Origin of the sequence: Spirosoma profusum (assembly GCF_014699005.1) — a bacterium.
GTDB lineage: Bacteria > Bacteroidota > Bacteroidia > Cytophagales > Spirosomataceae > Spirosoma > Spirosoma profusum.
Map to the genome: position 1 here is coordinate 69,819 of NZ_JACWZY010000004.1, position 25,477 is coordinate 95,295.

General features: G+C 48.0%; 24 protein-coding genes. 13 read left to right on the forward strand and 11 right to left on the reverse strand.

Annotated features, from left to right (window positions below; all coding sequences use genetic code 11):
- The first annotated feature begins 182 nt into the window (after positions 1 to 182).
- Positions 183 to 572 (forward strand): LytR/AlgR family response regulator transcription factor, encoded by a 390-nt coding sequence (locus tag IC229_RS06705; RefSeq protein WP_190886178.1) that lies wholly within the window; start codon positions 183 to 185, stop codon positions 570 to 572.
- A 112-nt stretch (positions 573 to 684) separates the two neighbouring features.
- Here IC229_RS06705 and IC229_RS06710 read toward each other — a convergent pair whose 3' ends face one another.
- Complete coding sequence (locus IC229_RS06710) at positions 685 to 2,178, reverse strand: glycine--tRNA ligase (RefSeq protein ID WP_190886179.1); 1,494 nt, start codon at positions 2,176 to 2,178, stop codon at positions 685 to 687.
- Positions 2,179 to 2,308: 130 nt separating this feature from the next.
- Here IC229_RS06710 and IC229_RS06715 point away from each other — a divergent pair, with 130 nt between their 5' ends.
- Both IC229_RS06715 and IC229_RS06720 read left to right on the forward strand, forming a co-directional pair.
- Positions 2,309 to 3,307, forward strand: coding sequence for a ComEA family DNA-binding protein (locus tag IC229_RS06715; RefSeq protein ID WP_190886180.1), 999 nt, complete (start codon positions 2,309 to 2,311; stop codon positions 3,305 to 3,307).
- Positions 3,308 to 3,362: 55 nt separating this feature from the next.
- Positions 3,363 to 4,124 (forward strand): polysaccharide deacetylase family protein, encoded by a 762-nt coding sequence (locus tag IC229_RS06720; protein ID WP_190886181.1) that lies wholly within the window; start codon positions 3,363 to 3,365, stop codon positions 4,122 to 4,124.
- Between the two features lie 183 nt (positions 4,125 to 4,307).
- Here the strand turns inward: IC229_RS06720 and rlmD are convergent, their stop codons facing one another.
- Positions 4,308 to 5,756: a 23S rRNA (uracil(1939)-C(5))-methyltransferase RlmD gene (gene rlmD, locus IC229_RS06725; protein WP_190886182.1), complete on the reverse strand. Its 1,449-nt coding sequence runs from the start codon at positions 5,754 to 5,756 to the stop codon at positions 4,308 to 4,310.
- Positions 5,757 to 5,824: 68 nt separating this feature from the next.
- Here rlmD and IC229_RS06730 point away from each other — a divergent pair, with 68 nt between their 5' ends.
- Positions 5,825 to 8,080 (forward strand): T9SS type B sorting domain-containing protein, encoded by a 2,256-nt coding sequence (locus IC229_RS06730; RefSeq protein WP_190886183.1) that lies wholly within the window; start codon positions 5,825 to 5,827, stop codon positions 8,078 to 8,080.
- Positions 8,081 to 8,116: 36 nt separating this feature from the next.
- Here IC229_RS06730 and IC229_RS06735 read toward each other — a convergent pair whose 3' ends face one another.
- Positions 8,117 to 8,647: a hypothetical protein gene (locus tag IC229_RS06735; RefSeq protein WP_190886184.1), complete on the reverse strand. Its 531-nt coding sequence runs from the start codon at positions 8,645 to 8,647 to the stop codon at positions 8,117 to 8,119.
- Positions 8,648 to 8,799: 152 nt separating this feature from the next.
- On the opposite strand from IC229_RS06735, the gene IC229_RS06740 reads away from it, so the two are divergent.
- Both IC229_RS06740 and IC229_RS06745 read left to right on the forward strand, forming a co-directional pair.
- Positions 8,800 to 9,474 carry a TetR/AcrR family transcriptional regulator gene (locus IC229_RS06740; RefSeq protein WP_190886185.1) on the forward strand — a complete coding sequence of 225 codons (675 nt, stop codon included), beginning with the start codon at positions 8,800 to 8,802 and terminating at the stop codon, positions 9,472 to 9,474.
- Between the two features lie 64 nt (positions 9,475 to 9,538).
- Positions 9,539 to 10,870: an ABC1 kinase family protein gene (locus IC229_RS06745; RefSeq protein ID WP_190886186.1), complete on the forward strand. Its 1,332-nt coding sequence runs from the start codon at positions 9,539 to 9,541 to the stop codon at positions 10,868 to 10,870.
- 130 nt (positions 10,871 to 11,000) lie between these two features.
- Here IC229_RS06745 and IC229_RS06750 read toward each other — a convergent pair whose 3' ends face one another.
- Positions 11,001 to 11,915, reverse strand: a complete 915-nt coding sequence (locus IC229_RS06750; RefSeq protein ID WP_190886187.1) for a pirin family protein — start codon at positions 11,913 to 11,915, stop codon at positions 11,001 to 11,003.
- A gap of 146 nt (positions 11,916 to 12,061) precedes the next feature.
- On the reverse strand, positions 12,062 to 13,084 hold the full coding sequence (locus IC229_RS06755) for a Gfo/Idh/MocA family protein (protein WP_190886188.1): 1,023 nt from the start codon (positions 13,082 to 13,084) through the stop codon (positions 12,062 to 12,064).
- A gap of 72 nt (positions 13,085 to 13,156) precedes the next feature.
- Here IC229_RS06755 and IC229_RS06760 point away from each other — a divergent pair, with 72 nt between their 5' ends.
- Positions 13,157 to 14,287, forward strand: coding sequence for a glycerate kinase (locus IC229_RS06760; RefSeq protein ID WP_190886189.1), 1,131 nt, complete (start codon positions 13,157 to 13,159; stop codon positions 14,285 to 14,287).
- Positions 14,288 to 14,315: 28 nt separating this feature from the next.
- Here the strand turns inward: IC229_RS06760 and IC229_RS06765 are convergent, their stop codons facing one another.
- The 3 genes from IC229_RS06765 to IC229_RS35705 form a co-directional block, all read right to left on the reverse strand.
- Complete coding sequence (locus tag IC229_RS06765; protein ID WP_190886190.1) at positions 14,316 to 15,308, reverse strand: DUF5018 domain-containing protein; 993 nt, start codon at positions 15,306 to 15,308, stop codon at positions 14,316 to 14,318.
- 240 nt (positions 15,309 to 15,548) lie between these two features.
- Positions 15,549 to 16,361, reverse strand: a complete 813-nt coding sequence (locus IC229_RS06770; protein ID WP_190886191.1) for a LytR/AlgR family response regulator transcription factor — start codon at positions 16,359 to 16,361, stop codon at positions 15,549 to 15,551.
- 35 nt (positions 16,362 to 16,396) lie between these two features.
- A complete protein-coding gene (locus IC229_RS35705) occupies positions 16,397 to 16,519 on the reverse strand; it encodes a hypothetical protein (RefSeq protein ID WP_262893386.1) in 123 nt (40 codons plus the stop codon).
- Positions 16,520 to 16,714: 195 nt separating this feature from the next.
- Between IC229_RS35705 and IC229_RS06775 the strand changes: the two genes are divergently transcribed.
- Genes IC229_RS06775 through IC229_RS06785 form a run of 3 tightly spaced genes read left to right on the forward strand, consistent with a single transcriptional unit; the run spans position 16,715 to position 19,274 of the window.
- On the forward strand, positions 16,715 to 17,695 hold the full coding sequence (locus IC229_RS06775) for a c-type cytochrome (protein WP_190886192.1): 981 nt from the start codon (positions 16,715 to 16,717) through the stop codon (positions 17,693 to 17,695).
- A 34-nt stretch (positions 17,696 to 17,729) separates the two neighbouring features.
- Positions 17,730 to 18,692: a hypothetical protein gene (locus tag IC229_RS06780; RefSeq protein WP_190886193.1), complete on the forward strand. Its 963-nt coding sequence runs from the start codon at positions 17,730 to 17,732 to the stop codon at positions 18,690 to 18,692.
- Positions 18,693 to 18,722: 30 nt separating this feature from the next.
- A complete protein-coding gene (locus IC229_RS06785; RefSeq protein ID WP_190886194.1) occupies positions 18,723 to 19,274 on the forward strand; it encodes a cupin domain-containing protein in 552 nt (183 codons plus the stop codon).
- Positions 19,275 to 19,541: 267 nt separating this feature from the next.
- Here the strand turns inward: IC229_RS06785 and IC229_RS06790 are convergent, their stop codons facing one another.
- Complete coding sequence (locus IC229_RS06790) at positions 19,542 to 19,901, reverse strand: hypothetical protein (protein WP_190886195.1); 360 nt, start codon at positions 19,899 to 19,901, stop codon at positions 19,542 to 19,544.
- Between the two features lie 64 nt (positions 19,902 to 19,965).
- Positions 19,966 to 20,103: a hypothetical protein gene (locus tag IC229_RS06795; RefSeq protein ID WP_190886196.1), complete on the reverse strand. Its 138-nt coding sequence runs from the start codon at positions 20,101 to 20,103 to the stop codon at positions 19,966 to 19,968.
- Between the two features lie 65 nt (positions 20,104 to 20,168).
- On the opposite strand from IC229_RS06795, the gene IC229_RS06800 reads away from it, so the two are divergent.
- The gene (locus IC229_RS06800; protein ID WP_190886197.1) at positions 20,169 to 21,689 is read left to right on the forward strand and encodes a right-handed parallel beta-helix repeat-containing protein; all 1,521 of its coding nucleotides are present in this window, start codon (positions 20,169 to 20,171) and stop codon (positions 21,687 to 21,689) included.
- A 219-nt stretch (positions 21,690 to 21,908) separates the two neighbouring features.
- Positions 21,909 to 23,252 (forward strand): sensor histidine kinase, encoded by a 1,344-nt coding sequence (locus IC229_RS06805; RefSeq protein ID WP_190886198.1) that lies wholly within the window; start codon positions 21,909 to 21,911, stop codon positions 23,250 to 23,252.
- Between the two features lie 24 nt (positions 23,253 to 23,276).
- On the opposite strand, the gene IC229_RS06810 is transcribed toward IC229_RS06805, so the two are convergent.
- Positions 23,277 to 23,951 carry a T9SS type A sorting domain-containing protein gene (locus IC229_RS06810; protein ID WP_190886199.1) on the reverse strand — a complete coding sequence of 225 codons (675 nt, stop codon included), beginning with the start codon at positions 23,949 to 23,951 and terminating at the stop codon, positions 23,277 to 23,279.
- A gap of 380 nt (positions 23,952 to 24,331) precedes the next feature.
- On the opposite strand from IC229_RS06810, the gene IC229_RS06815 reads away from it, so the two are divergent.
- Positions 24,332 to 25,438, forward strand: coding sequence for a sensor histidine kinase (locus IC229_RS06815; protein WP_223833894.1), 1,107 nt, complete (start codon positions 24,332 to 24,334; stop codon positions 25,436 to 25,438).
- The last annotated feature ends 39 nt before the right edge of the window (positions 25,439 to 25,477 follow it).

Sequence of the window (25,477 nt, forward strand, 5' to 3'; positions counted from 1 at the left end):
GATGTAAATACACGAAATCCCCGGGCCTGACTACATGACGTATTATTGATTTGAAAAACATCTAAGTATGTTACAAATTTTATAGTGCTTGTTACGAATGAGCAAGAGCAAAGAAAGTAACGGTTATAGTATTGTGTCATCAATGCTTAGCCAACTTTTAAAAACTCCCTACTCAGATGCTCATGTCTTCCTTTTCTTCGTCGACACGCACGACCACCACGGAATGGCCCCCACTCAAACTATATCTACGCGACGCCGGACGGCAGTCCTTTTCCGTAACAGATTTAGTTTATCTCCAGGCCGTTGCTAATTATAGCTGGTTAAATTGGGTAGACGGCAGCCGTATGCTGATGCCCCGAACGCTCAAATATTACTCACCTAAATTACCGTCCGAACTGTTTATCCGGCTTCATCGCAATTGCGTAGTGAATCGGCGGTTTGTTGAACGGCTGGAACGTACCGAAACCGGTGGTCTGGTTCACCTGAGTACCGGTGAAACCTTACCCGTATCACGTCGGCGATGGAGCACTGTCCGTCGACAGTTGGCCGGCGCCCGCTCTTTTATGAATTAATTGTTTGGTTTATACTTCTATCTTACATGTCTGTAACAATAATGCCCCGATCAGGCTGACGGGGCATTATTGTTATAAGTACTATGGAAAATCGCCGGTACGTTGATCTGGATTACATTTGCTCCAGCACACGCTCCATCGAAACTTCCTGACCGATATACGCTTTGAGGTCGCGTATGGGAATACGAATTTGCTCGGTTGTGTCGCGGTGCCGAATGGTAACGGTATCGTCTTCAAGCGTTTGGTAATCTACCGCAATGCAGAATGGCGTACCGATCAAATCCTGGCGGGTATACCGTTTCCCGATGGCGTCGCGCTCTTCGTAAATAACCCTGAATTCCGAACGTAAGCTCTTTATTATTTCTTCTGCTTTTTCAGGCAGACCATCCTTACGTACCAGCGGGAATACGGCTGCTTTCACAGGAGCCAACGCTGGGTGAAGTTTCAGGTAGGTACGTTCTTTCTGCTGCTCGCCCTCCCCTACAGTCTCTTTGGTGAACGCATTACAGAACACTGCCAGAAACAGCCGATCGGCACCGACAGACGTTTCTACTACGTAGGGAATGTAATTTCCGTATGGCTTTCCGGTAGCCTCGTCAATGTCATTATCGAAATATTGCTGTTTCTTTTTGCTCAGTTCCTGGTGTGATTTCAGGTCGAAATCGGTACGCGAGTGGATACCTTCCATTTCCCGGAAACCAAACGGAAACTGAAACTCAATATCAACAGCCGCGTTGGCGTAGTGTGCCAGCTTTTCGTGGATATGAAACTTCAGCTTTTCGGCGGGCAAACCTACTGCTTGATGGAATTTCAACCGCGCATCACGCCAGCGCTCGTACCATTCCATTTCGGTTCCGGGACGGACAAAAAACTGCATTTCCATCTGTTCAAATTCGCGCATCCGAAACGTGAACTGCCGGGCTACGATCTCGTTACGGAATGCTTTACCAATCTGGGCAATACCAAACGGAATCTTCATCCGGCCAGTTTTCTGCACATTCAGGAAGTTGACGAAAATACCCTGCGCCGTTTCGGGACGAAGGTAAATCAGGCTGGCATCTTCTGCCACCGAACCCACCTGCGTTGAGAACATGAGATTAAACTGCCGGACCTCGGTCCAGTTGTCAGTTCCCGAAATTGGGTCTTTAATGCCTTCGGCTATGATGAGGTTACGAAGGCCATCCATATCTTCAGCGCCTTGTAGCCGGCCGAGTTCATCACGTAACGCCTGCCCACGTGCTACGTCGCCGGCTTTTTCGTATTCTTCCGCTTTGAGTTCAAGCAGTTGATCGGCGCGATACCGCTTTTTCGAATCGCGGTTATCGATCATCGGGTCATTAAACGAATCGACGTGTCCCGATGCTTTCCAGGTAAGCGGGTGCATGAAAATGGAGGCATCGATGCCCACTACGTTGTCGTGGAGTTGGGTCATAGCCTTCCACCACAGCGTTTTGAGGTTATTTTTCAGTTCGACACCATTCTGCCCATAATCGTAAACAGCCTGTAGACCATCGTAAATTTCAGACGACGGAAAAACGAAGCCATATTCTTTGGCGTGGGCAATAATGTCTTGTAAAGATGTAGCAGGAGCTTGTGTAGTATTCATACGTGGGGGCAAAAATACGTTTTTATGCGCAAGTGCCTACTTCCTTGTTCTATTTCATGAATCCGCGCCCATAATTAGACATTTACCCGAATCCAAGTTACTTTCTCTACCTATCTTGCGTCTAAGACGCATGTTTACCCGCTTCCAAGCCCTTATCCGAGACTACTTCGGATTTTCCCATAAAGAAACCCGAGGATTTCTGGTACTGCTTTTCCTGACAATCCTTTGTCTGCTAGCTCCATTTCTATATCGGATAATCGTCAAATCAGACGTTCCTGATACGTCGGTTGCCGACCAACGAAAGCTGGACAGTCTGGTAACATTGATGCAGGCTGAAGAAGCTAAACAACCCCAATTTAACCGCCGGATTGACAATGATAAAACGACATCCGAGCGATACAGCGAACCGAAGCTTTTCCCTTTCGACCCAAATACAATCAACGTAGCAGACTGGCAACAGTTGGGACTTCCACGCTGGCTGGCTGAACGTATCGACAAGTACCGTAGCAAAGGCGGTCAGTTTCGCAAAAAAGAAGATTTGCTACGTATCTACGACTTCCCACCTGACCTGTATGACCAATTAGAACCGTATATTACGTTGAAAGAAAAAGCTGAAACGAAGAACGTAGCAGGCGATTTTGATCAGAAGGAACGTAACGAATTTACCAATAAACAACCAGTCTCTCCTGAACGTAACGGACGCTACGTTTCCGAACGTCCGGCGAAACCAGCCCTACAACCGTTCGATATTAATACGGCTGACACGTCGCAATTGATAGCGTTAAAAGGTATCGGTGCTACGTTGGCCGGGCGAATTATCAAATTTCGGGATGCGCTCGGCGGTTTTGTTTCCCCCGAGCAGTTTCGCGATATTTATGGAATTGATTCGCTGGCGCTGGACGAATTAGTCAAATTCGGCAAAATCCGCTCGGGCGTTCGTAAGATTCCGGTTAATACGGCTTCGGCTGAAGAACTTGACCGATTGCCATTTTTGTCGAGTCGGCAGGCACAGGTGATTGTGAACTACCGCGAACAGCACGGAGCATATACGTCAGCCGAGTCGTTGAAACCGATTCGAATTCTGGATGCTAAAACCATTGAGAAAATTGCGCCTTATCTTGAATTTTAACTACTGGCTATTCATGGCTCCTTTCGCTTACCGGTACACATCAATACTTCTACTTTTGTTTTTTATACGCTTTACAGGCCATGCGCAACCTATTGAGTGGCCCAACGGTGCCAAAGCGGCTATTATTTTGACGTACGACGATGGGATGTACAGCCAGGTCGAACAGGCTATTCCCGTACTGAACGCGTCGGGGCTACACGGTACGTTCTTTCTCAACTCCATCACCGAAACCCGTCTGGCTGACCAGTGGCGACAAGCCGCAAAACAAGGGCATGAGTTGGCTAATCATACATTATTCCACCCTTGCCTGGCCGCCAAAGGTTGGAAAGGCGAATGGGCGCTGGAAAATTATACTATGAGTCGCATGCTTCGGGAAATTCAATCGATGAATAGCCAGCTTTACTTACTGGATGGCCGAACTGAAAGCCGGACTTTTGCCTTTCCCTGCGTCGACGTAATGGTCGGTGGCGTTTCCTGCGTTGATACGCTTCGCAAGTCGGGACTAGTCAGTTTTGCCCGAATGGGGGGTGACGCCAACGCGATTGTCACAAATTTTTCCACCCTCGACCCAATGCAGGTACCAGCCTGGGGTGTGCAACCCAGTAATACCGCTGCCGACCTAATTGGGTTTGCCGAAAAAGCGGCTCAGCAGGGTGGGATGGGCGTTTATATGTTTCATGGTATTGGTAACCAATGGATCGCCGTACCGACTGCGGAGCACAAAAAACTGGTTGACTATCTCTCCAAAAACAAGCAGAAATTCTGGGTCACTACGTTCCGGGAAGCCATGACGTATCTTAATCAACGCAGTAAATGAATGTGAATAATGACTATTGTATCAATATGATTTATTGATAATCAGTAGTTTGGGTAAAGCTATTTTGTCATCCTGAGGTACGAAGTATCTTGAAGCGTTCTTACCTGAGAATAAAGACACTTTAAGATACTTCGTACCTCAGGATGACAAAATAGCACAAATCAATCATCCATTAAACATTGCTCATTTTTTAACCAGCAGTGCTACGTTCTCGACGTGATGTGTATGTGGGAACATGTCTACCGGCTGCACATCTGCGATCCGATATCCTTCATCCAGAATACCCAGATCACGAGCTTGCGTAGCAGTGTTGCAGCTTACATAAACAATACGTTCTGGGGCGGATTTAAGTAACTGCCGCGTAACGGCTTCGTCCATACCCGCACGCGGTGGGTCGGTAATCACTACGTCGGGGCGACCGTGCTCCTCGAAAAAACTGTCGGTTAGAATGTTGCGCATATCGCCGGCAAAAAAATTGGCGTTGGTAATTCCGTTTACCTCCGCATTGATACGCGCATCCGCTACCGATGCTTCAACGTACTCAACGCCAATAACTTCGCGGGCTTGTCGGGCTACAAAAAGGGCAATAGTACCCGTACCAGTATAAAGGTCATAAACCCGTTCATTACCTGTCAGGCCCGCCCAGTCACGAGCTACTTTATACAGGTTGTGCGCTTGTTCAGCATTAGTCTGATAAAACGATTTGGGGCCAATCCGGAAGGTTAGTGGCGGGAAATTTCCACCCGTTTCCATACGCTCCTCAATGTACGGTTTGCCCCCCCAATTAATCACTTGCTGGTCCTGATAACTATCGTTCTTCTTGGTATTCAGGATGTAATTCAATGATGTAATCTGCGGAAACTGCTGCATGAGATGACGTAGCAGCCCGTCACGCAGCTCCGGGTTATCCTGCGCCACCTGCAACGTTACCATAACCTGTTGCGTAGTATCGGCAGTGCGGATAATGAGCGTCCGCAGGAAACCTGTATGCAGTTTCAGGTTATACAACGTTAAATCATGCTCAAAAACGTAATCGGTTATGGCTTTTCGAATGGCGTTAGAGGGGTCGGGTTGAAGGTAGCAATGGCGAATGGGCAGCACCTTATCGAATCGACCGGGAACGTGAAACCCGACGGCGCGAGGGTCCAATGGTGCATCGGTACGTACTTCGGCCTGGGTCATCCAGCGTCCTTCGGCGCAGGTAAATTCTAGTTTGTTCCGATAATATTGCGTAGGGTGAGCCGCCAGAATCGGGCGGATGGGCGGCAAGTCTACTTTGCCGATACGTGTCAGGTGATCAACTACCTGCTGATGTTTAAAATTCAGTTGTTCTGCATACTCAATATGTTGCCATTTACAGCCCCCACACGTACCAAAATGTTCGCAGAAAGGCTCGGTACGTACCGTCGACCATTCGTGCACCTGTTCGGCAACGGCCTCGCGATACTGTTTTTTGCGGTTGGTGATACGTAGGTCTACTACGTCGCCCGGCGCCACACCCGGCCCACCAGTTGGATTGTCGACAAAAATGACGCCCTCGTCGGTACGTACCACGCATTTTCCCTCGGCAGCAACGGTATCAATACGAACGCGCTCCAACCGTTCGGGTATTTTATGAATCTTCCTACGCATAAGTCCTAAAAAGGTGCTAATTTAAGCAGCCGTTTTCGGACGGTCTTAATACCGAACTGTTTCAGTGTATGTGGAATGTGTACCGGACGTGGTGGTTTAGCTTATTTTTAACGGGTCTGTTACTGGTTCTGAGCCATTTGGCTGTAGCCACGCACATTGTAGGTGGCGAGTTGGAACTTCGTTATCTGGGAACGCAGAGCCGTTATACCCATCGCATCAATTTAAATCTCTATTTCGACGATATCAACGGCGACCCAGGCGCGAATGATGGGCTGGTTTCGGTCGGCATCTTTGTCAAACGAACGAATCAGTTGGTCGGCTTCGTGGCGCTTCAACGCATAAGTGAACAGATGGTTACCTATACTAATCAGACCTGTTCCAGCGGCAATCTGCGCACCCGTTTGATTCGTCATAGCCTCGATTTAACGCTCGACCCTAACATGTTTAATGACCCTGGAGGGTATTACATGTCCTGGGAGCGCTGCTGCCGAAACGGTACCATTGCTAATATTCAGAATCCTGGAGCAGCCGGTTCTACCTTCTATCTCGAATTTCCGGCCCTTATCAACGGCTCGGCCCGCGTCAATAATTCGTCGCCGGTATTTGCCATACCTAAAGGTGACTACGCCTGTATTGGCCAGCCTTTTACGCTCGATTTCAGTGCGACTGACCCAGATGGTGACAGTCTTTCTTACCAGATGGTTACGCCTTTTAATGGATACAGTACGTCAGCCGTTCCAAATCCAGGTGCTATAAATCGTCCTGTAGACCCCGTATTTTATCCCGGTCCTTATCCTGATATTCGCTGGAACAGCGGTATTGCTATTTCAAACCAGATACCCGGCCCAGACCCGCTGCACGTAAACCCAAAGACGGGCTTGCTAAGCGTAACCCCCAATCGGCAGGGTTTATACGTATTTTCTGTGGAGGTGAGTGAATATCGGGCGGGTAAGGTTATTGGAAAGGTTCGGCGCGATTTTCAGGTGCTGGTCATCGACTGTCCACGTAACGATGCGCCCCAACTCCTATTTCGTCCCGCCGGACAAGCGACTTTTTATCGGGAAGGCACAGTGATTTCCATTGCCGAAAAAGATACGAATTGCCTGAATCTATATATTACCGACATCAACCCAAATCAACGTATCACAGTCACCAACATGAGTGGTTCGCTTCCCGGACTGACCCTTGCCCCTACCGACCTCTTCACGCGAACGGCCCGTGATACGTTGCAGGCCAGATTCTGCTTTGGGCGGTGCGTTGGGGGCAATGGTACGCCTGTTACGCTCATCATTCGCGCAACAGACGATGGTTGTCCGCAGGGACTCAGCGATACGATCACGGTTCGGTTAAATATCATTCCTTCGGATAACAATAAACCGGCGGCAAGTACAAATCTGCCCAACAACAAGGCCAGTATAACGGTCGGTACGTCGATGTCGTTTACGGCATTCGGGAATGATATCGATAACGATAACATTACAATTCAGGCGGTTGGTCGTGGCTTTACGCTCGCGCAGGCGGGCATGACGTTTGGCTCAGCATCGGGCGTGGGAAAAGTTGCTCAGCCTTTTACGTGGAAGCCAACCTGCGCCCAGGCCACAAAGTCGGACTACGTCGTTGATTTCATTGTGACCGATACACGCTGTAGCCGTAACCTGCGCGATACGGTTACGGTCAATCTGGCGGCTACGGGTATACCCAGCCAGCCGCCCAGCGTTCGAACTACCCTCCCCCAACCTGTTGTTGAGATTACAGTTAGTCCGGGTGAAGCGGGTGGTCAGGCCATCTTCGACGTACTGGGAAATGATCCGGACCGTGATACGTTATTGATGACAGGTACAGGACGAGGATTCGATATGAAGACCGTTGGTATGAGCTTCACCAATAAAAATGGAGTACCAACCCTTCAATCCCCTTTCACCTGGAAGCCGACCTGCGAGCTGATGGCCGGAAAAACGGAAGCTACGTTTGTGGTTGATTTTGTGGTTGATGATCGGTCATGTCAGCCGCAACATACAGATATGACTACCGTTACGTTCGTACTTAAAAATCCGACAGCCAACGTCGATATTAAGATTCCAAACGTATTTACGCCCAACGGAGACGGCTTCAACGATTATTTCGCCATCAGTGATTTCCCGGAAAATTCGTGCGACGAGCAGTTTGTTTCTATCGAAATCACGAATCGCTGGGGGCAGGTGGTCTATAAGTCCAACGATCCGAAATTCCGTTGGTATGGTACCGATGCCTCGGTTGGTACGTATTATTATCTCTTACAAACAACGAAGCGAACCCTGAAAGGCCCGCTCACGCTGATCCGGTAAATTAGGCTCCGGCTGGCTATAACTGTCGGAGTCTGCTTAAGGCTGGCTTTTGCTCAGAGAGTCTTTTTTAGGTGCAGGTGGCCGGAATCCGCCCACTTCTTTCTGCATATCCTCTTTTTTGGACTGATACGTTTCCCATTGCTCTGGAGTGAGAATGGTTTTGAGCTTATCTTCTTTTTCTTCGTTCAGCATCAGCATCATGTCCTGAATTTGCTTGCGCGTTTCAGGGCCGGGCTTGCCGCTTGAGCCGACAATATCTTTGATGGCATCCTGCTGCTGGCTGGCGTACTCGTTGTTCAGGGTTTTCACCGCTTTCAACTGATCTTTCGTCAGCGACAGGTTTTCCTTCAGCCACTTGGTTTCTTTCTGAGCGATATCACCCGCAATATTGGGAATATTAGCCCGAGGACTGCTCGACATGGTGGGGTCCATACCACCCATCCGGCGTCCATACCCACCGCCACCATAGCCCATGCCACCTCCCGGATAATATTGACTAAATACCTGATTGACAGACAAAAGACACAGAATAATAAAAAAGAACGTACTGGTTAAAATCGATTTCATGATTTCTGAGTGGTCAGTATGCTTGCTGAACGTAACAACTGCAAAGGTACGTATAAACAGCATTTTCTCGAAGCCCCCTTTTTACCGAAATGTTTCTGGTGCTACGTTGCCAAAACCAAACTTTTCAGTCATACAGACCGTTAGCTGAGTATATGGAAACGCTCGAAAAAATCCGTAAAGCGTACACGGAATACGTTCTTGAACACGGAAAACAACCGGTTTCTGTGTTCCAGTTTGCCAAAAAACTGAAACTTTCCGAACCTGAATTTTATACCCACTACCCTTCGTTCGACGGTATTGAAGCTGATATCTGGCTGACTTTTTTTGAAGAAGCCAAAAACACAGTCGAAACTGATCCTACCTCGCAGCATTACTCGGTACGGGAAAAATTGCTGGCATTTTATTATACCTGGATCGAATTGCTGAAATCACAGCGCAGTTTTGTTGTCTACAGCTTTGGGCGATTGAAGGGCATGGAGCAGGGAGTACGGGGCAGAAGGTTGCATGGAGAATGGCGGGTTATCCAGAACACACAGGTAGTTAAGCCGTTTAAGGAAGCCTTTTTCGATTACGCCCGCGACCTGCTGGCCGAAGGTCGGGAAAGTAAAGAAGTGGAACCTCGTCCATTTATCACCGACCGCTACCCGGATGCTCTTTGGGGACAGACGCTCTATCTACTCGATTTCTGGGTACGTGATGTGAGCAAAAATTTCGAGAAAACCGATACGGCTATCGAAAAATCCGTCAACACCGCGTTCGATCTTATTGGCCGCTCCCCACTGGACACCCTCTTCGATTTCGCCAAGTTTATGTACCAAAATAAATAGCATAGGGCGGCTGTTAACGCTAGTTTTACCCTCTTCCCTTAGCCCTCTACCCCATGCATACGCTATGAAAACACAAACCTCCGTTCCGACCAGTAAAGTTGCCCGCGCCAGCCAGTTTGTGAAGGCGGGGGTGAAAGTTGGCGGAAACTATATAAAGCATTACAGTAAAAAGCTCATCGACCCAGACCTGTCGAAAGAGGAGTTGCACAGGGATAACGCAGCCGACATTTATGACGCCTTGAGCGAATTGAAAGGCTCGGCACTGAAAATGGCGCAAATGCTTAGCATGGATCGGGGGCTTTTGCCGGTAGCATACTCCGATAAATTCACAATGGCCCAATATTCGGCACCACCGCTTTCGGGGCCGCTTGTTGTGAAAACCTTTAAGACGTATTTCGGAAAATCCCCAGCGCAGTTATTTGATACGTTTGATATGGAGGCTGTCAATGCGGCCAGTATCGGGCAGGTACACCAGGCCTGGAAGGATGGCAAAAAGCTGGCAGTGAAGGTGCAGTATCCAGGCGTCGCCGATGCCGTTAGTTCAGACCTGAAAATTGCCAAACCATTGGCGGTACGTCTGCTGAACCTGAATGAGCGCGATATTGATCGCTACATGGGCGAAGTGGAATCAAAACTATTGGAAGAAACTGATTATGAGCTTGAGTTACGTCGTTCTATCGAAATTTCGCAGGCTTGCGCTCATCTGGACGGATTGGTTTTCCCGAAATATTACCCAGAATTTTCCTCGAAACGCATCCTGACAATGGATTGGCTTGACGGGCTGCATCTGCGGGAGTTTCTGAAAACAAGTCCCTCGCAGGAAGTGCGCGACCGTATTGGACAATCGCTCTGGGATTTCTATGATTTTCAGATTCATACGCTACGTCAGGTTCACGCTGATCCACATCCTGGTAACTTTCTGATGAACGCTGACGGCACGATGGGCGTAATCGATTTCGGTTGTGTGAAAGTAATTCCCGATTTCTACTACGACAATTACTTCCTGCTCGTCAATCCCGATACGCTCGACGACCCGAAGCTGACGGCTGAAATCTTCAATAATCTGGAGTTTTTAACCCCTGAAGATTCGGCAAAAGATCGGACGTTTTTCACCGATTTATTCAAGGAAATGACGCTTATGCTCGCCGAACCGTTCGCCGTTGACACGTTCGACTTTGGTGACGATTCATACTTTACAAAAGTGTACGCGTTTGCCGAAGGTCTGTCTGCGCTTCCCGAACTAAAAAATTCGAAAGTAGCGCGGGGGTCGCAGGATGGGCTTTATGTAAACCGAACGTATTATGGCCTCTACGCCATGCTCAACGAATTGAAAGCTAAAGTTGTAACGACTAAACCCGAGTGGCTACGTTCGAAGAAGCTGGCTGCTGTAACGTAGTGATTTAATTTGCTCGCGTATTGCTTTCGCGTGGGACTTCGACAGGCTCAGCCTGAAAGTCAACTTAAAATCCTAGACTCATGCTTACTGTCAGGCTGAGCCTGTCGAAGCCCCACGCGAAAGCAACCTATCATGACAACGGCTGCGGTGGTGGCATTCCCGCTGGTTTTGATTTATCCTGAGGTAGCGGCACAAATTCCTCATTATCATTAGGTGGCAAGGCGATACGTCCAGCTTCCCAATCAGCTTTAGCCTGTTCGATACGTTCCTTACGTGACGAAACGAAGTTCCACCAGATGAACCGTTCTCCCAGCGGTTCGCCACCAAGCAACATGATAGTTGACGTTTCGATAGCCGTGATTACGGGGTCAATACCCGGCGTAAAGACAAGCAACTGGCCTGCTCCATACCGATTTCCATTCACCTCCACAGTCCCTTTTGCTACGTAGGCTCCCCGCTCGGGATAGCCTAATGGGAGTCCAAAACGAGTGCTCGCTTGCAACACTACGTGGGCGTAAAACAAAGGCGAATGCGTTTTGACTTCATTCCGTAACCCAAACGCATTACCAGCGATGAGCCTCATCCAGACGCCTTTATCCGTAAAAATGGGAAGTTCGTGCGGTTGATAATTATCGAACGCTGGGGACGATTCTTCGTCGGCCTCGGGAAGAGCTACCCAGGTTTGAATCATTTCCAACGTACCACCCGCCAACGTAGCAGGGTCCTCGAATCGCTCCGAGTGCGCGATACCGCTACCGGCTGTCATCCAGTTCACTTCACCCGGCCGAATAATTTGCTGCACACCCAAACTATCACGATGCGTTACCTGACCGTCAAATAGATAACTCACCGTCGAAAGTCCAATGTGCGGATGCGGAAGTACATCCATACTTGAGATTTTTTCAGGCACCAGACTAACTGGCCCGCCATGATCCATGAAAATAAACGGCCCCAACATCCGGCGCAATCGGTATGGCAGAATACGCCGAACGTTGAATCCGTTACCTAACGAAGCCGGTCGAGCATCAATAACGAGGTCAAGCATGGAGTGATCAGATAGATTTTATAAATGAGCGAATTTGTCATGCTGACGCAGGAAGCATCTTAGTGTTTCCTGATTCACTTGTAAGGCGAGTTAAAGATGCTTCCTGCGTCAGCATGACAAAAAATAACTTCACAAGGGAACTTGATTTATCGCTCAGCCGATTGATAAATCTGTTCCACAATAGCCTGGAGTTTTACCCCTTGCTCCGCTGTACAGACATTCGATGGTTTACCGTCACAGGCATCCAGAAAAGCGGCTGTATTTTTTAATTGAATATCGGTTTCTTCGAGAAACGGAAATTGAACGTCGGCCAATTCACCCGCTAATTCGGTGTGCAGCAAGAACGGAAACAACGTAGCACCACCTTTGCTACCAAAAATTTCCAGATTTCGCTCTTTCTCGGCTTTCATATTCAGCGCAAAAGACGCCGAAAGCATAATCGAAGCTTTGTTCGGAAATGAAAGATAAGCCGTCGCCCCATCTTCAACCTCGAACGTAGCTGGATTCCAATCGCCCAGCAGCCCTTTGCCGCCGTTTTTTCCGATAAAATCATACGTATTACCAAGCACCTGATCGGGCATAGCATAATCGAGCGCGTGCAAAGCCAGGTCCAGTACGTGTACGCCAATATCCATAAGGGCACCCCCACCCTGCATTGCTTTGTTCGTAAAATAACCCCATCCGGGAATTCCCCGCCGACGCAGAAAATTCGCCTTGATGTGGTAAATATCACCGATCAAGCCATCAGCTTTACAGCGCATGAGCAAATTCCACTCGCTGACCTGACGAAGCTGGAAATTATAAGCGAGCGTTAAGCCCTTCTGAGCAGCCAGATCGGCCATTTCGCGGGCGTGTTGGGCATTCAGTGCCGGTGGTTTTTCGCAGAAAACGTGGCAACCGTTTGTCAGGGCTTCCATGGTCTGCGGGTAATGGAAGTTGTTAGGCGTACAGATAACCACTACGTCGGGTGCGGCTTGTCGATACAGTTCGCTGGTGTTATCGAAGGCTTGTGGGATGTCATATTTATCAGCCAGGGCGCGGGCTTTGGTAAGATCACGGCCGCAGACGGCTACGATCTCGACCTGTTCAGAAAGTTGTTTGAGGGCGGGAATGTGGTTTTTATCGGCAATATTGCCCCCGCCAATGATGGCTGCTTTACGTTTAGACATGCTGTAAAGAAAGCGAAAATTTAATTTCTCCTGACCACCGGAGCGATACAATTGCTTACTTGCAGCATCGCTATGAAAATTTTACTTGCTCCCGATAAATTCAAAGGCTCACTGACGGCCTCCGATGTGTGCGCAGCCATGACCCGTGGCATTCTACACGTCAACCCCACAGCTCAAATTGTGTCCGTTCCAATGGCCGACGGGGGCGAAGGTACCTCCGACGTACTAACGAAAGCTACCAATGGCCAATGGAAAACGATACGTGTTCAGGACCCGCTGGGGCGACCCATCGAAGCAGGTTACGGCATCTCTGGCGATGGAGAAACGGCCTTCATTGAGATGGCACAGGCATCGGGGCTTCGTTTGTTAAAGAATTCTGAACTTAATCCGTTTCAGGCCAATACGTATGGAACTGGCAAATTGATTCGTCATGCAATCCAGGCGGGTGTTCGGCGAATTGTGCTGGGCATTGGCGGAAGCGCTACCAACGACGCCGGCACCGGTATGGCTTCAGCGCTTGGCTGGGAGTTTAGGGACAAATCTGGTCAGTTGCTACGTCCCTGCGGGGGTAATCTGAGTCAAATTCATACGATTATTCCACCAAACGATCCCTGGAAATGGCCCGTCGACGTAGCGTGCGATGTAACAAATCCGCTGATAGGACCGCAGGGTGCTACGTATATCTATGGTCCGCAAAAGGGCGCTCAACCTGTCGATTTACCCATACTTGATGCCGGTATGAAGCACTTTGCCGACGTAGTAAAAAGCGCATTTGGCGTTAATTTGGCCGATGTGCCGGGGGCGGGTGCGGCTGGTGGGCTGGGCGCAGGTTCGCTGTTTTTTTTAGGTGGAAAACTTACCGAAGGCGTCAATCTGGTAATACGCCACACTCGGTTAGCCGAGCTGTTGCCCAACGTTGATCTGGTCTTAACCGGCGAAGGACGTATTGATAATCAAACACTTCAGGGCAAATTGATTGCGGGGATCGTTCAACTGGCCCGGGTGCAGAAGATTCCGGTTGTGGCTTTATGTGGCTCGTTGCAGCTTACGCCTGATGAACTGGATGAACTCGGTTTAACCAGCGCCTTTTCCATTATGCCGAGTCCTGTTACGTTAGATGATGCGCTGGCCAATGCCGCTACGTATCTCGAACGTAGTACGTTTCAGGTTTTCCGATTATTAACTAATCAATTTGGTAAATAATGGTTGCTCGAAACAACGTTTTATAAATTCATTTGCAAAGCGTAGCCATAAATTTTCCTTCCATATACATATCGCCGTATTTACCGTTTGATATATCTCCACCTTTAACTTTTCCCTCAACAGTTGTAGCCGTAATTTTTGTAATAAGAATTGAAGATCCAAAAAATGAAGTAGATCCTTTTATATCAGACTCATAGAAAAAAGGACCGTCGCCCGTGAATGCACCAAGTTCAAGTTTTGTCATGAAAAAAGAAGCGGGCGGTGTTCGATTTGCGCTACAGCTCATGTCAGTATCATAAAATTCAAAGCTGTAGCCCACTTCACCAAAACGTGTTTCGCGTTTGCACAAAATTGTTTTAGGACTAAATAATTTTGTGGCAGACATTTTCACCTGAATTGGCTGCTCACTAATTGTAGCAACATTTACTCTATAATTCTGGCTACTTCCATTTTCAGCGGTAACCGTATATATTACAAACTCATTAAAATTTTTGGGTACGCCTGAGGCTGGCGAAAGGCTGGCCCTATCTGATGTGACAACACTTGGGGCAAGTTTTGACAAATCGGTCCCAAGTGGTAAAATGGCTGTAATTACCTGTTTTGACGTATCGATTGAGGCTGTTACAGCAGGCGATACGCTATTGAATGTGAAGCTATTAATCGATTTAGCTGCACTTTTCAGGACACTAATGTTCACTGTATAGGTCCTACTACTCCCATCTTCAGCGGTTACTTTGTACTGTACAGGCTTTCGAAAATCCTGTGCCACACCCGTTGCAGGCGTAATAGTGGCTCTTCCCGAAATTGTAATTGTCGGTACTAGATTGATAATATCCGTAGCAACGGGCAACGTAGCTTTTATTACTCCTTGAGTGCTATCAATTGAAGCAATGACTGGTGGATTTAACGTATTAAATACATACGTAATAATACTTTTCGCCGAGCTTTTTACAGGTTCTGGATTCTCCTTCGAGCACGAAATTAGTAGTAAAATCAGACAGCAGTAATAATATTTTCTCACAAGACCCCTTAAGATTTATTGTTATTAAATTAAATATCTCAAAACATTTTTACAAATATGAATCTAAAATTTCAACTTTTAAATAGTCAATCTTCTTACAATAATTTTTAACAAAACGTATTTACAAAAATAAATTCAACTGAAATCTTTAGCTATTTATAAACTTAAAACGGGTTTCACTATTTACTAATCATAATAAATAGTGAAACCCGTTTATCTAAATATTTTTTCTAACTGCAATTATTTCCCCATCCACTTCTTGAATTCAGTGGCCCGTTCACGGCTGACCAGTACTTCGTCGTCGGCGGCTGGTTTCAGGGTCAGTTTTAATTTGTTGTTGAAATATGGGTGAATCTGCTGCACAGAATTGATGTGTACGATAAACTGGCGGTTGGCTCGGAAAAACTGGCTGGGGTCCAGCATATTTTCCAGTTCGTCGAGGGGATAATCGAGCGAGAATTTCTGATTGGTGGTTGTGCGGAACAGACTGACGCCCTCTTCCGAATAGAAAAACGCAATATCACTTACTTCCACTGGCACCCACTGTTGAAGGTGTTTCACCAGAAAACGACGTCGATAATCGGCGGGTTGAATCTGTTGACGAAGCTGCTGCACCAATGCGTCTATATCTACAGGCCCTACGTCGTTACTACGTGTTTCCACCGAATCGCCATTGCTGCCTCCTTTCGTCCGTTTGTATTTAGCCAGACTTGCTTCGAGTTCGTGGCGTTTGATGGGCTTCAGAAGGTAGTCGATACTATTGACCTTAAAGGCTTTCAGGGCGTATTCATCGTACGACGTAGTGAAAATCACCGGAGCGCCGACTGTAGTCTGCTCAAAAATCTCAAAACTCTGGCCGTCAGCCAGTTCAATATCCATCAAAATCAGGTCGGGCGCCAGCGGTTTCCCTGGACCGTTTGCCGTGAGCCAGGCCACTGACCCCCGCACACTGGCCTCCGTCCCAACAATCTGAACGGTTGGATCGACATCCTGCAGGAGTTTTGTCAATTTACGAACCGCCAGTTCTTCATCTTCAATCAGTAATACGTTCATCGGGGCAAGAGGTTAAGGCCATTTTTTGATTTCACTTACCAAAGTAATACGTATACGAGCGCATCTGCAATGCCTAACCGGCATAAATCGGCAAAATAAACCGCCGAAACGGTACGAACGTAGGATGAATTGTCATAGGGTTTTCCGTCACCAGGCATCTTAAAAAAAGCCTAGAACGGCTTGAATCAAGGTTTTAACCCTCAAATCTTTCGTTCCGGTTGATAACGCTCTTTATTCATTTCAACAGCCTGGAATGCCGTTTCAGCTATAACACAACTGGTATGGAAGACTAGCCCTATCAGTTTTGTGCCAGTTAGCAAACGCTACCATTCTCTTTTCAACCAACAAATACAATGAAAAAATTTGCTAAAATTCTTGGTCTCGTGCTGGCAGGCGTGGTACTGCTGCTGGCAGGTTTCTGTACCTATGTAGCCATAGTAGGCGCTCCCACCTACGACCCGCCAACCATCCCTGAAGTGACGGTCGAACATACACCAGCCCGCGTGGCTCGCGGTGAGGTAATCGCCCAGATTCAATGTATGTCGTGCCATGCCAACAAAGACAATCGTCTGACTGGCAAATACTTAGCAGAGGTTCCCGCCATGTTCGGGAAACTGTATTCCAAAAATATCACTCAGGACAAAGAAAAAGGCATTGGCAAATGGACCGATGCCGAACTGGTTTACTTTCTACGTACCGGACTGCGCCGTGATGGTACGTCGGGCGGTATTATGCCGCAGTATCCCAATATGGCCGATGAGGATCTGAAATCGGTTATTGCCTGGCTACGCTCCGACCGTTTGCCGGTGCAGCCTATCAACGAAGAAGCACCCGCTTCCGAATTCAGTTTTGTGTCGAAGTTGCTGATGAACACGCTGATAAAGCCTATTCCGTTTCCCGAAAAGTTCATTCCCCTACCCGACAGTGCCGATCAGATCGCGTTGGGCCGTTATACGGCGAACGCCATTGGCGATTGCTACGGTTGCCATTCGGGTGATCTCATCGATCAGGATAAAATAATCCCTGAAAAGTCTAAAGGATTTTACGGCGGTGGCATCGAGATGATCGGTGAAGGGGGTGAGAAAATCATAACGGCGAACCTGACTTTCGATGACAAAACCGGGATTGGCCGCAAATACACCAAAGAACAGTTTATTAAGGCCGTAAAAGGTGGGGTTCGTCCGGATGGTAGTATCCTGAAATACCCGATGGAACCCAAACTCTCGCTGTCAGATCAGGAAGTGGGTGCCATTTACGAGTACCTAAAAACGGTACCGAAAATCCAGAACGACATCGAGCAGAAGAAAGCCGAACTCCAGCTGGCTAACAAATAAACGTATCATTCACTCACTCTTCCTTGTTTCTATCATGAAAACGCTATTTCAATCACTCCTCCAGGCAATGTTCCTGGTTGGCCTTCTGGTCGCTACGTTAATTTGGCTGGCTGCCCGCCCCACCGACGTAATGACGGATCTGCAACTGACGACCGAACATCTTCAGAATCAGGTCATGAATCAGCTTACAACGAACGACGCTACGTTCGATCTGCCCTATAAAACTCGCCGGATTGGTCGGCAACTCTCGGCCGAAGCCCGGACATCGGCCGTAAAAGCAATGGGAGCGGTGCTACGTGCTTATGTAAAATCGGCGGATTTCCGGAGCCGTTACGACCAGCAAATGCGCGACAGGTACCACGTCAGCGATGCTCAGACCAAAGAAGCCGAACAAACTGAAAAAACCACGATGAACGACGTACAGGCGATTGCTAATCAGCAGATTGCACAAACGTCTACAGTGTTTACTCAGATGCCTCCTGCTACGTTGGCGATGATGCTTCAGCAACAGATGTTGCAGTTTCAACAGCAGATGGCAACGGCCAGTGCTCCAGAAAAAGCGGCCCTCGCCCGCGATCTGGCGGTACTACGTCAGTTACAGCCGATGGCCAGCTCGAAACCTGCCGAATTTAAAACGCAGTATCTGGCTTTTATGAATCGGTACATGGCTCAGCAGATGAACAAAGGGCTTGAGAATGAGGAAGAAAACCTGGCCGATAACAAAGCCAAAGCGGCTGATTACCGTACTCGACTGGCCGAATACAATGCGAATGCAAAACCAGAAACAGCCATTAAAAAACGACTTCAGGCATTTATCACGCTGGCTGAATCCGTTGATTTCGACGCGAAAGTTGTACCACAGGGAAGTAAAATGGAGTTCGTTCGGGCCGATTACCGCAGCCAGTCCGACGAGTGGAAATTAATGTATCGCATTGGCCGTGAACCCGTTCTAGCCGCTCGGGATGTAGCACGCACCTGGCTGAGTGAATTAAAGTAAACGTACCGGAAAATCGTTCCACGTAACGCGATGGCATTTGCTAATAAAATCATTCAAAATCCGAAAACCGGGCAACAACTTCGATTCATTCGGACCAGTAAGGACACAAACGGTGAGGTTCTCGAAATGGAATCAACGTATCGGTCACGTAGCATAGAACCAGCCCCTCATTATCACCCAAATCAGGTCGAAGATTTTAGGGTAGTTGCGGGCGAACTGACAGTTACTATAAATGGCCAGACCAACGTACTACGTCCGGGGGATACGTTGCATGTTCCTGCCAATACGATTCATTCGATGTGGAATGCATCGGACGCCAATACGGTTGTAAACTGGCAGGTTCGTCCGGCGCTGAACACCGAAGCCTTTTTTGAAACGACGTTCGGTTTGGCTAGTGATGGTAAAGTCAAAGAAAACGGTATGCCGCCTTTTCTACAGACCGTTACGTTAGCGCGCCATTTTTCGAATGTCTTTCGACTGGCCAAGCCACCTAAAGTTATTCAACAGGTTATTTTTGGTCTGCTGTCGCCTATAGCGCGTCTGGTGGGTTATCGACCCGTTTACCAAAAGTATCTGGATTAGTTACGGATAACTAGCTTACTTAACGTGAATAACGGATTGAATAGGTTGTTAACCCATTCGTTTACAGTGTATTGCTAACGCCAGGGCTTCGACAGGCTCAGCCTGACAGTCAAGCTTGACTCAGGGGAATTAAGTTGGCTGTCAGGCTGAGCCTGTCGAAGCCCTGGCGTCAGCAATACGTTGAATTAACTATTATTCACGTTAAGTATTACTCGTGTCCCTGCTTTCTCCGTATATAGAAAAGGCGGGGACACTAGCATTATTTGACTACCGTACCGTAACTGACTCCAGAGATAAATAAAAATATTTGTTACCAGCTATCCCGAAAACGGCCTTATCGTACTCATAATAGCTACCGCTAAAAGCTACCTTTAAACCCGCTTGCTGGAAATTATTGGCTAGATTACAGGCAAACCCAATGTCGTGCGAATCGAAACTATTTGGCACACGAATGAACCAGCTAACCTGCGATGAATCATAAAAGACCTCACCCCTGGCATCCCGAACACGCTTGACATACGCCCCCGCGTTGGGGCAGTTAGCCGACGGCGTTTCCTCCCGACGGCAGGACGAAACAGCGACACTTACCAGCAGGAAAGTAGACGCTATCAGTTTCTGAATGTTCATTATTGAGTGCTTTGCTGTACTACCGACTCGTTTCGTTACCGAATGGTTGTAAAACCGGGACAGATCAGTCCGACGATGATTTACCGAAGTTGAGTTGGTAGTCCGCTGGCGTAGAAATCAGGTTTAATTCCGAAATCAATTGCCCAACCAGAAAAGCCACTTCATCAGTGGCTTTTACCGTTTCAGGCACGATGCCCTTCATGGCCCGCTGCGGGGCTGATAATTTTGCCAGCGTAAACAACAAACCCCGCAGCAGCGGACCTCTTTATGAAACCAACAACATACACCCTCAATCTCCGCGTACAACCTATTTTCGATGTCGTCATTACTAAATGGCTCATTCTGTTCGCGATGGCGAGCCTGTTTTTTCTAACGGGCTGTAAAAAAGAAAACGACGTAACGCCAGTCGGCACCATTACGGCCAACGCTGGTCCAGATCAACAGGTGCAGGTCGGTCAGGCTGTTACGCTCGATGGCTCGGCTTCGGTCGACAACCAGGGAAAGCCGCTCTCTTTCCAGTGGAACATTTTGCGTAAGCCCGCGAAAAGTACCGTTACGTTAGGCGGATCTACTACGTTCAAACCGACTTTCAAACCGGATGAAGTTGGCGAATATGAAATGGAACTGACCGTAACGAGCGCTACAGGCAAAAGCTCTGACAAAGTCATTGTTGCGGCATCCGTTGCCGAACCACTCGCTATTACGGCCAGCATCACTGTAAAAACCAACCTCATCGACCGGGTTTTGAATCCCGAACTGCCTGATTACATCGTCACGAAAGGTATCGACGTAACGAATGAACTAACCATCAACCCCGGCGTGGTGATTGCCTTCGAGCGCGACGTACGTATGAATGTGAACGACAATGGAGGTATCATCATCGCGAAAGGCACTCCTGAACAGAAAATCAAATTTGTAGGCGTACAGAAAACCAAAGGCTACTGGGTTGGTATGGCCTTATATTCGGGCAGTAACGTCAACGTACTGGAAAACGTCGAGGTGATGCACGCGGGAAGCCGTCCTATCTTCAGCACCACCAAATCGGCCCTGTTTGTTAGCGGAAGCAAAGCACAGATTTCGCTAAAAAACACGCTGTTTTCCCAGAACGATGGTTATGGCATATACGTTTATGAAGGCGGTCTGCTGAACGAATTTTCGAAAAACGCATTCACAAACAATACCGAAGCCGGCCTGATGATCGACGCAGCGAACGTACCGAAACTCGACGCAACCTCTACGTTCGGTGGTGGTAACGGCCGCAACGTAGTGGAAGTAACGGCATCGGCCATCGCTAAAAACGCTAACGAAATTGTCTGGACCAATTTTACCGACAAAACAGCCTACCGGATCAATGGTGAACTGACGGTAAATGCAGGCTGGAAACTCAATCCCGGTGTTACGTTGGAAATGAACCGCGATGCCGTTATCCGTATCAACACCGACGGCTACATAAGCGCGAAAGGCACGACCACCGAGAAAGTTGTCTTTACCGGTGCGACTCGTTCGGCGGGTTTCTGGCGAGGATTGATCTGCTACTCGCAGGATAGCAAAAACCTACTTGAAAACGCTGAAGTGAGTTACGCGGGCAGCAACGTTATCGTATCGGGGAAGAAAGCCAACGTAGCAATCTACGGCACCCGGGCTGCCATGACTATCAAAAATACACGTATCAGCGGCAGCGGTGGCTACGGGGTTTATGTCGCCTACGGCGCATCGGCCAACACCGACCTCAATACCGCCAATACGTTCGAAACCAACGCGCAGACCAACGTAATGATTGAAAAGTAACCAGTCAGTAACTATTTTTTGTCATGCTGACGAAGGAAGCATCTTAAGATTTCCTCACCCATAAGTCAGGAGGTTCTAAGATGCTTCCTTCGTCAGCATGACAAAAAAGTAAAGCAAACAAATTTATAAGCAGTAAATTTTTATTCTCATATTCTACTGATCGTCAACTGCTTACTAGCGCCGAAGTTTCAGCAGAATCATTCACTACCCAATACGCCAATGACGTTCCAGTTGTGGGGAGCCGTTTTTACTGGTATGGTCCTGTCCATTATGCTGCTGAACGTAGTGCAGTGGACAACGTACCGCGACCGTAGCTACGGCCTGTACACGCTCTATATGTTCGCCTGGCTTTTTTATTTTGGCCTACGCGTTTCAGAATTCCGGGAGTGGTTTTCCGATGAAACCAATTATTTCGTTCGGGGGGCGGCTCCGATGGGGGCTTACTACGTCTATTTCGACTTTGCTGATGCTATTCTGGATTTACGCCGTCGACTGCCCCGCTTTTACCGACACTTGCAGTACGTTAAAATTGGCCTTGTCGCTTACGTTGTCTGGCAGGTAGCGCTTTGCTACGTTCTGCCTTGGTCGCCAACAGTTTACGAAATCTGGTTCATCGTTATGCGACTGGCGATGGCTGTTGTGGGCGTATATGGAATCCGACAGATGATGAGTTTAGGCGACCCGGTATCCCGCGCTTTTGCCACAGGCACGATTTTTCTGCTTATAGGCGGACTGGCGTCCATGTTTATGTCTTTTATATGGTCCGACGGAGATTGGTCGGGGCCATTCTGGAAAGTATCGCCTACCTACATGCAGATTGGCATTATTGCCGAACTGGTCTGTTTTACGCTGGGATTGAGCTACCGACAGCGGCAGGCGGCCATACGTAGCGCAATGGTTGAGCAGGAACTTACCCACGAACGCGCTCAACATCACCGCAACCAACTCGAAGCGGAACTGGCGGTGCAACGGCTCGAAAAAGAAAAAACAGAAGTACAGATCCGGGCGCTACAGGCACAGGTGAATCCGCATTTTCTGTTCAACAGCCTCAACTCGCTCAGCGCGTTGATCGACGATGACAGGCAACAGGCCAGCCTGTTTCTGGACGAGCTGAGTTCCGTATATCGGTACTTACTACGTGCGAACGATCAGGTACTGACCACCCTCGGGACCGAACTGGTATTTATTCAATCTTACTGCCATCTGTTAAAAACCCGGCATGGCGAGGCACTCCGCATTCTCCTGCATGTTTCTCCGGAACTCATAACCAGGCAGCTACCTCCCCTGACGCTCCAGCTTTTAGTCGAAAATGCGGTGAAGCACAACGTAGCACTACCGAACCAGCCGCTGACCATTTGCATCGGAACGAACAGTTATGGACAGTTGCAGGTACGTAATAACGTGCAGCGAAAAGTAGTTCGGGTTAATTCGCCCGGTGTAGGGCTGGCCAACATCTGGTCGAAATATGAAATGCTCAGTCAGCCTTCACCCAGCATCAGTGAAGAAAACGAACAATTTGTCGTAACGCTACCCCTGATCGACGACCACAAAACGATTTTTTAAGGCTGAAACCTAGTACGTTATAGGCTATTCAATCATTTGTAAGGCAAAACGCTGAACAGGATGGTCGATTACCAGACGGTATGTAAACGTGTGAGCGGGATGGCCAATCTTTAGGGTGTAATTCCCACTTTGTAACTCCTGAAGATTCAACGAAAATTTGTAGCTCAGATCGGCAAACGCTCCCTGATAATAGGTTTTTCTATTTTCGTCTTCCAGCGTTATCTGACTGATACGTTTCTTCGACTGAGCGCAGTGAATAGTTAATTTACCAGCCTGATCTATCGTCGGATCAACAAAAAAAATGGCCTTCCCTCCTTTTATAAACGATTGTTTAAGGCTTTTCCCGCTTGCGGGCATCAGATAAGCAACCGAATTTTCTGATAAATCGGTTTGATTTTCGGGCAGATAGGCCGTAGCCAGAATGCGATTATTGACCAGATTAGCTAACAATACGTCCAAAGCCCGCTGCGTCTGTCGGTTCAGATGTCGGACGTTTTGCGGAAGCTGCTCCTGATAAAGCAGTTGATGACGGGCATTATAGAACTGGACCAACGGGGTCTGGTCGGTAAAGTCGGCACTTAATTTCCAGTAAGCCCGTGCCGAATCAGGGCGGGCATAAGCCTCGGTCGACTGCGCTTTTGCTGAATAACCAACCGTCAGAAAGCCAATCATCGATAACGCAAACAGGATAGTTCTCATCGTATTTATTGTTTACAGCGTGTGCATGCTTATCGTGTTACGTTCAACTGCTGTGCCATCTTGCAAAAACGGCCTCTAAAGCCAGGAAATGGGCTTTTCACTACGTAACACTGTCCACAATCGGACGTAGCGGTGTCCGGTTTGACCGGATTCTTTATTCATGCTACGTTGGTTCATCCCTATTTTTTACCGTTTCATGGAATTTCTGATTGGGTGATACGTTTTCCATTACTTACTTGAAGGTTGCTTTCTTAATCACTACATCAAACGGCTGTTAGAAACCCTGTATCGGGTCAATTTTTGAACGTACCAGAATTTATAAGCTACTTTTCATATATAGTTCGTTGACGCTTATCTTTACTAAAAATGCCTTCCTCGTCTTGACTAACGTAAATGATAAATGGCTGCGCATCGTCGGCATTACGATGCTACTGGCGGTTAGCATCGTCAGCAATGGGTTTCATCACAAGCCGCTGACGGTTGAAATTCTGTTGCGGATTCTCATCAGCTTTGTCTCCATTACCGTTACCTGGCATGTCATCCGGGCGCTCATTTTTCATTTCCGGCGGAAGTACTTTTCCCGTCATGATATCCTCAAACGGCTATTTTTTACATTTCTGACAGGCAGCATCGCCACCACCATAATCATCTGGATTACGGCCGCATTCCGATACCTGGCCATTTACGGAAATCTGGACAATTTCCGAAGTACCGGCCACAGCGCCAGTGTTACGGTCAATAACATGACCATTTCCCTCAATATGTTTGGCTTCGACTTTGTGCAGGCCGCCACTAATTTTATTTTCTTTCAGGTCATTTACGAAGCGCTGTTTTTTGCCCGCGATTCAAGGCAGTACCAGCAAAAACTCAAGGTGGCCGAACAGGAACAGGAAAAATTACGAATGGCCAATCTGCAAAGCCAGCTCGACACGCTCAAGCAGCAGGTGAATCCACATTTTCTGTTCAACAGCCTGAACGTACTGGATTCACTCATCGAAGATGACCCCAAACAGGCCCGCGTTTTTCTGGAAGAACTCAGTACGGTATATCGGTACTTACTCCGCGCCAACGAGCAGCACCTGACCGACCTCGGCACCGAGCTTGATTTTATTCACTCGTATTACCATTTGCTGAAAACCCGTCATGGTCCGGCACTTCAACTTAATGTTACCATCGATGAGCGGTATCAATCGCACCGTATACCGCCTTTAACGTTGCAGTTACTCATTGAGAATGCGGTGAAACATAACATCATTTTGCCCGACCAACCGCTGCAAATTGATATTATAACCGATCAGGATTCCCGGTTGCAGGTACGTAACAACGTGCAGCGCAAAACGATGCGGGTTGTTTCCAACGGTGTTGGGCTCACGAATATTCTGACGAAATACAAGATGCTAGCCCAACCAGCGCCCATTATCAGTGAAAACGACGGCCAGTTTATAGTAACATTGCCCCTGATCGAAACGGCGGTTCACCAGACGTAACGTGATAATTCAGTAACTTACCAGACCAGAAATTTATTT

Coding starts and splice junctions, on each gene's coding strand:
- IC229_RS06705 (WP_190886178.1), top strand. CDS start 183: ATGTCTTCCTTTTCTTCGTCGACACGCACGACCACCACGGAATGGCCC.
- IC229_RS06710 (WP_190886179.1), bottom strand. CDS start 2,178: ATGAATACTACACAAGCTCCTGCTACATCTTTACAAGACATTATTGCC.
- IC229_RS06715 (WP_190886180.1), top strand. CDS start 2,309: ATGTTTACCCGCTTCCAAGCCCTTATCCGAGACTACTTCGGATTTTCC.
- rlmD (WP_190886182.1), bottom strand. CDS start 5,756: ATGCGTAGGAAGATTCATAAAATACCCGAACGGTTGGAGCGCGTTCGT.
- IC229_RS06730 (WP_190886183.1), top strand. CDS start 5,825: ATGTGGAATGTGTACCGGACGTGGTGGTTTAGCTTATTTTTAACGGGT.
- IC229_RS06735 (WP_190886184.1), bottom strand. CDS start 8,647: ATGAAATCGATTTTAACCAGTACGTTCTTTTTTATTATTCTGTGTCTT.
- IC229_RS06740 (WP_190886185.1), top strand. CDS start 8,800: ATGGAAACGCTCGAAAAAATCCGTAAAGCGTACACGGAATACGTTCTT.
- IC229_RS06745 (WP_190886186.1), top strand. CDS start 9,539: ATGAAAACACAAACCTCCGTTCCGACCAGTAAAGTTGCCCGCGCCAGC.
- IC229_RS06750 (WP_190886187.1), bottom strand. CDS start 11,915: ATGCTTGACCTCGTTATTGATGCTCGACCGGCTTCGTTAGGTAACGGA.
- IC229_RS06755 (WP_190886188.1), bottom strand. CDS start 13,084: ATGTCTAAACGTAAAGCAGCCATCATTGGCGGGGGCAATATTGCCGAT.
- IC229_RS06760 (WP_190886189.1), top strand. CDS start 13,157: ATGAAAATTTTACTTGCTCCCGATAAATTCAAAGGCTCACTGACGGCC.
- IC229_RS06770 (WP_190886191.1), bottom strand. CDS start 16,361: ATGAACGTATTACTGATTGAAGATGAAGAACTGGCGGTTCGTAAATTG.
- IC229_RS35705 (WP_262893386.1), bottom strand. CDS start 16,519: ATGCCTGGTGACGGAAAACCCTATGACAATTCATCCTACGTTCGTACC.
- IC229_RS06775 (WP_190886192.1), top strand. CDS start 16,715: ATGAAAAAATTTGCTAAAATTCTTGGTCTCGTGCTGGCAGGCGTGGTA.
- IC229_RS06780 (WP_190886193.1), top strand. CDS start 17,730: ATGAAAACGCTATTTCAATCACTCCTCCAGGCAATGTTCCTGGTTGGC.
- IC229_RS06785 (WP_190886194.1), top strand. CDS start 18,723: ATGGCATTTGCTAATAAAATCATTCAAAATCCGAAAACCGGGCAACAA.
- IC229_RS06790 (WP_190886195.1), bottom strand. CDS start 19,901: ATGAACATTCAGAAACTGATAGCGTCTACTTTCCTGCTGGTAAGTGTC.
- IC229_RS06795 (WP_190886196.1), bottom strand. CDS start 20,103: ATGAAGGGCATCGTGCCTGAAACGGTAAAAGCCACTGATGAAGTGGCT.
- IC229_RS06800 (WP_190886197.1), top strand. CDS start 20,169: ATGAAACCAACAACATACACCCTCAATCTCCGCGTACAACCTATTTTC.
- IC229_RS06805 (WP_190886198.1), top strand. CDS start 21,909: ATGACGTTCCAGTTGTGGGGAGCCGTTTTTACTGGTATGGTCCTGTCC.
- IC229_RS06810 (WP_190886199.1), bottom strand. CDS start 23,951: ATGAGAACTATCCTGTTTGCGTTATCGATGATTGGCTTTCTGACGGTT.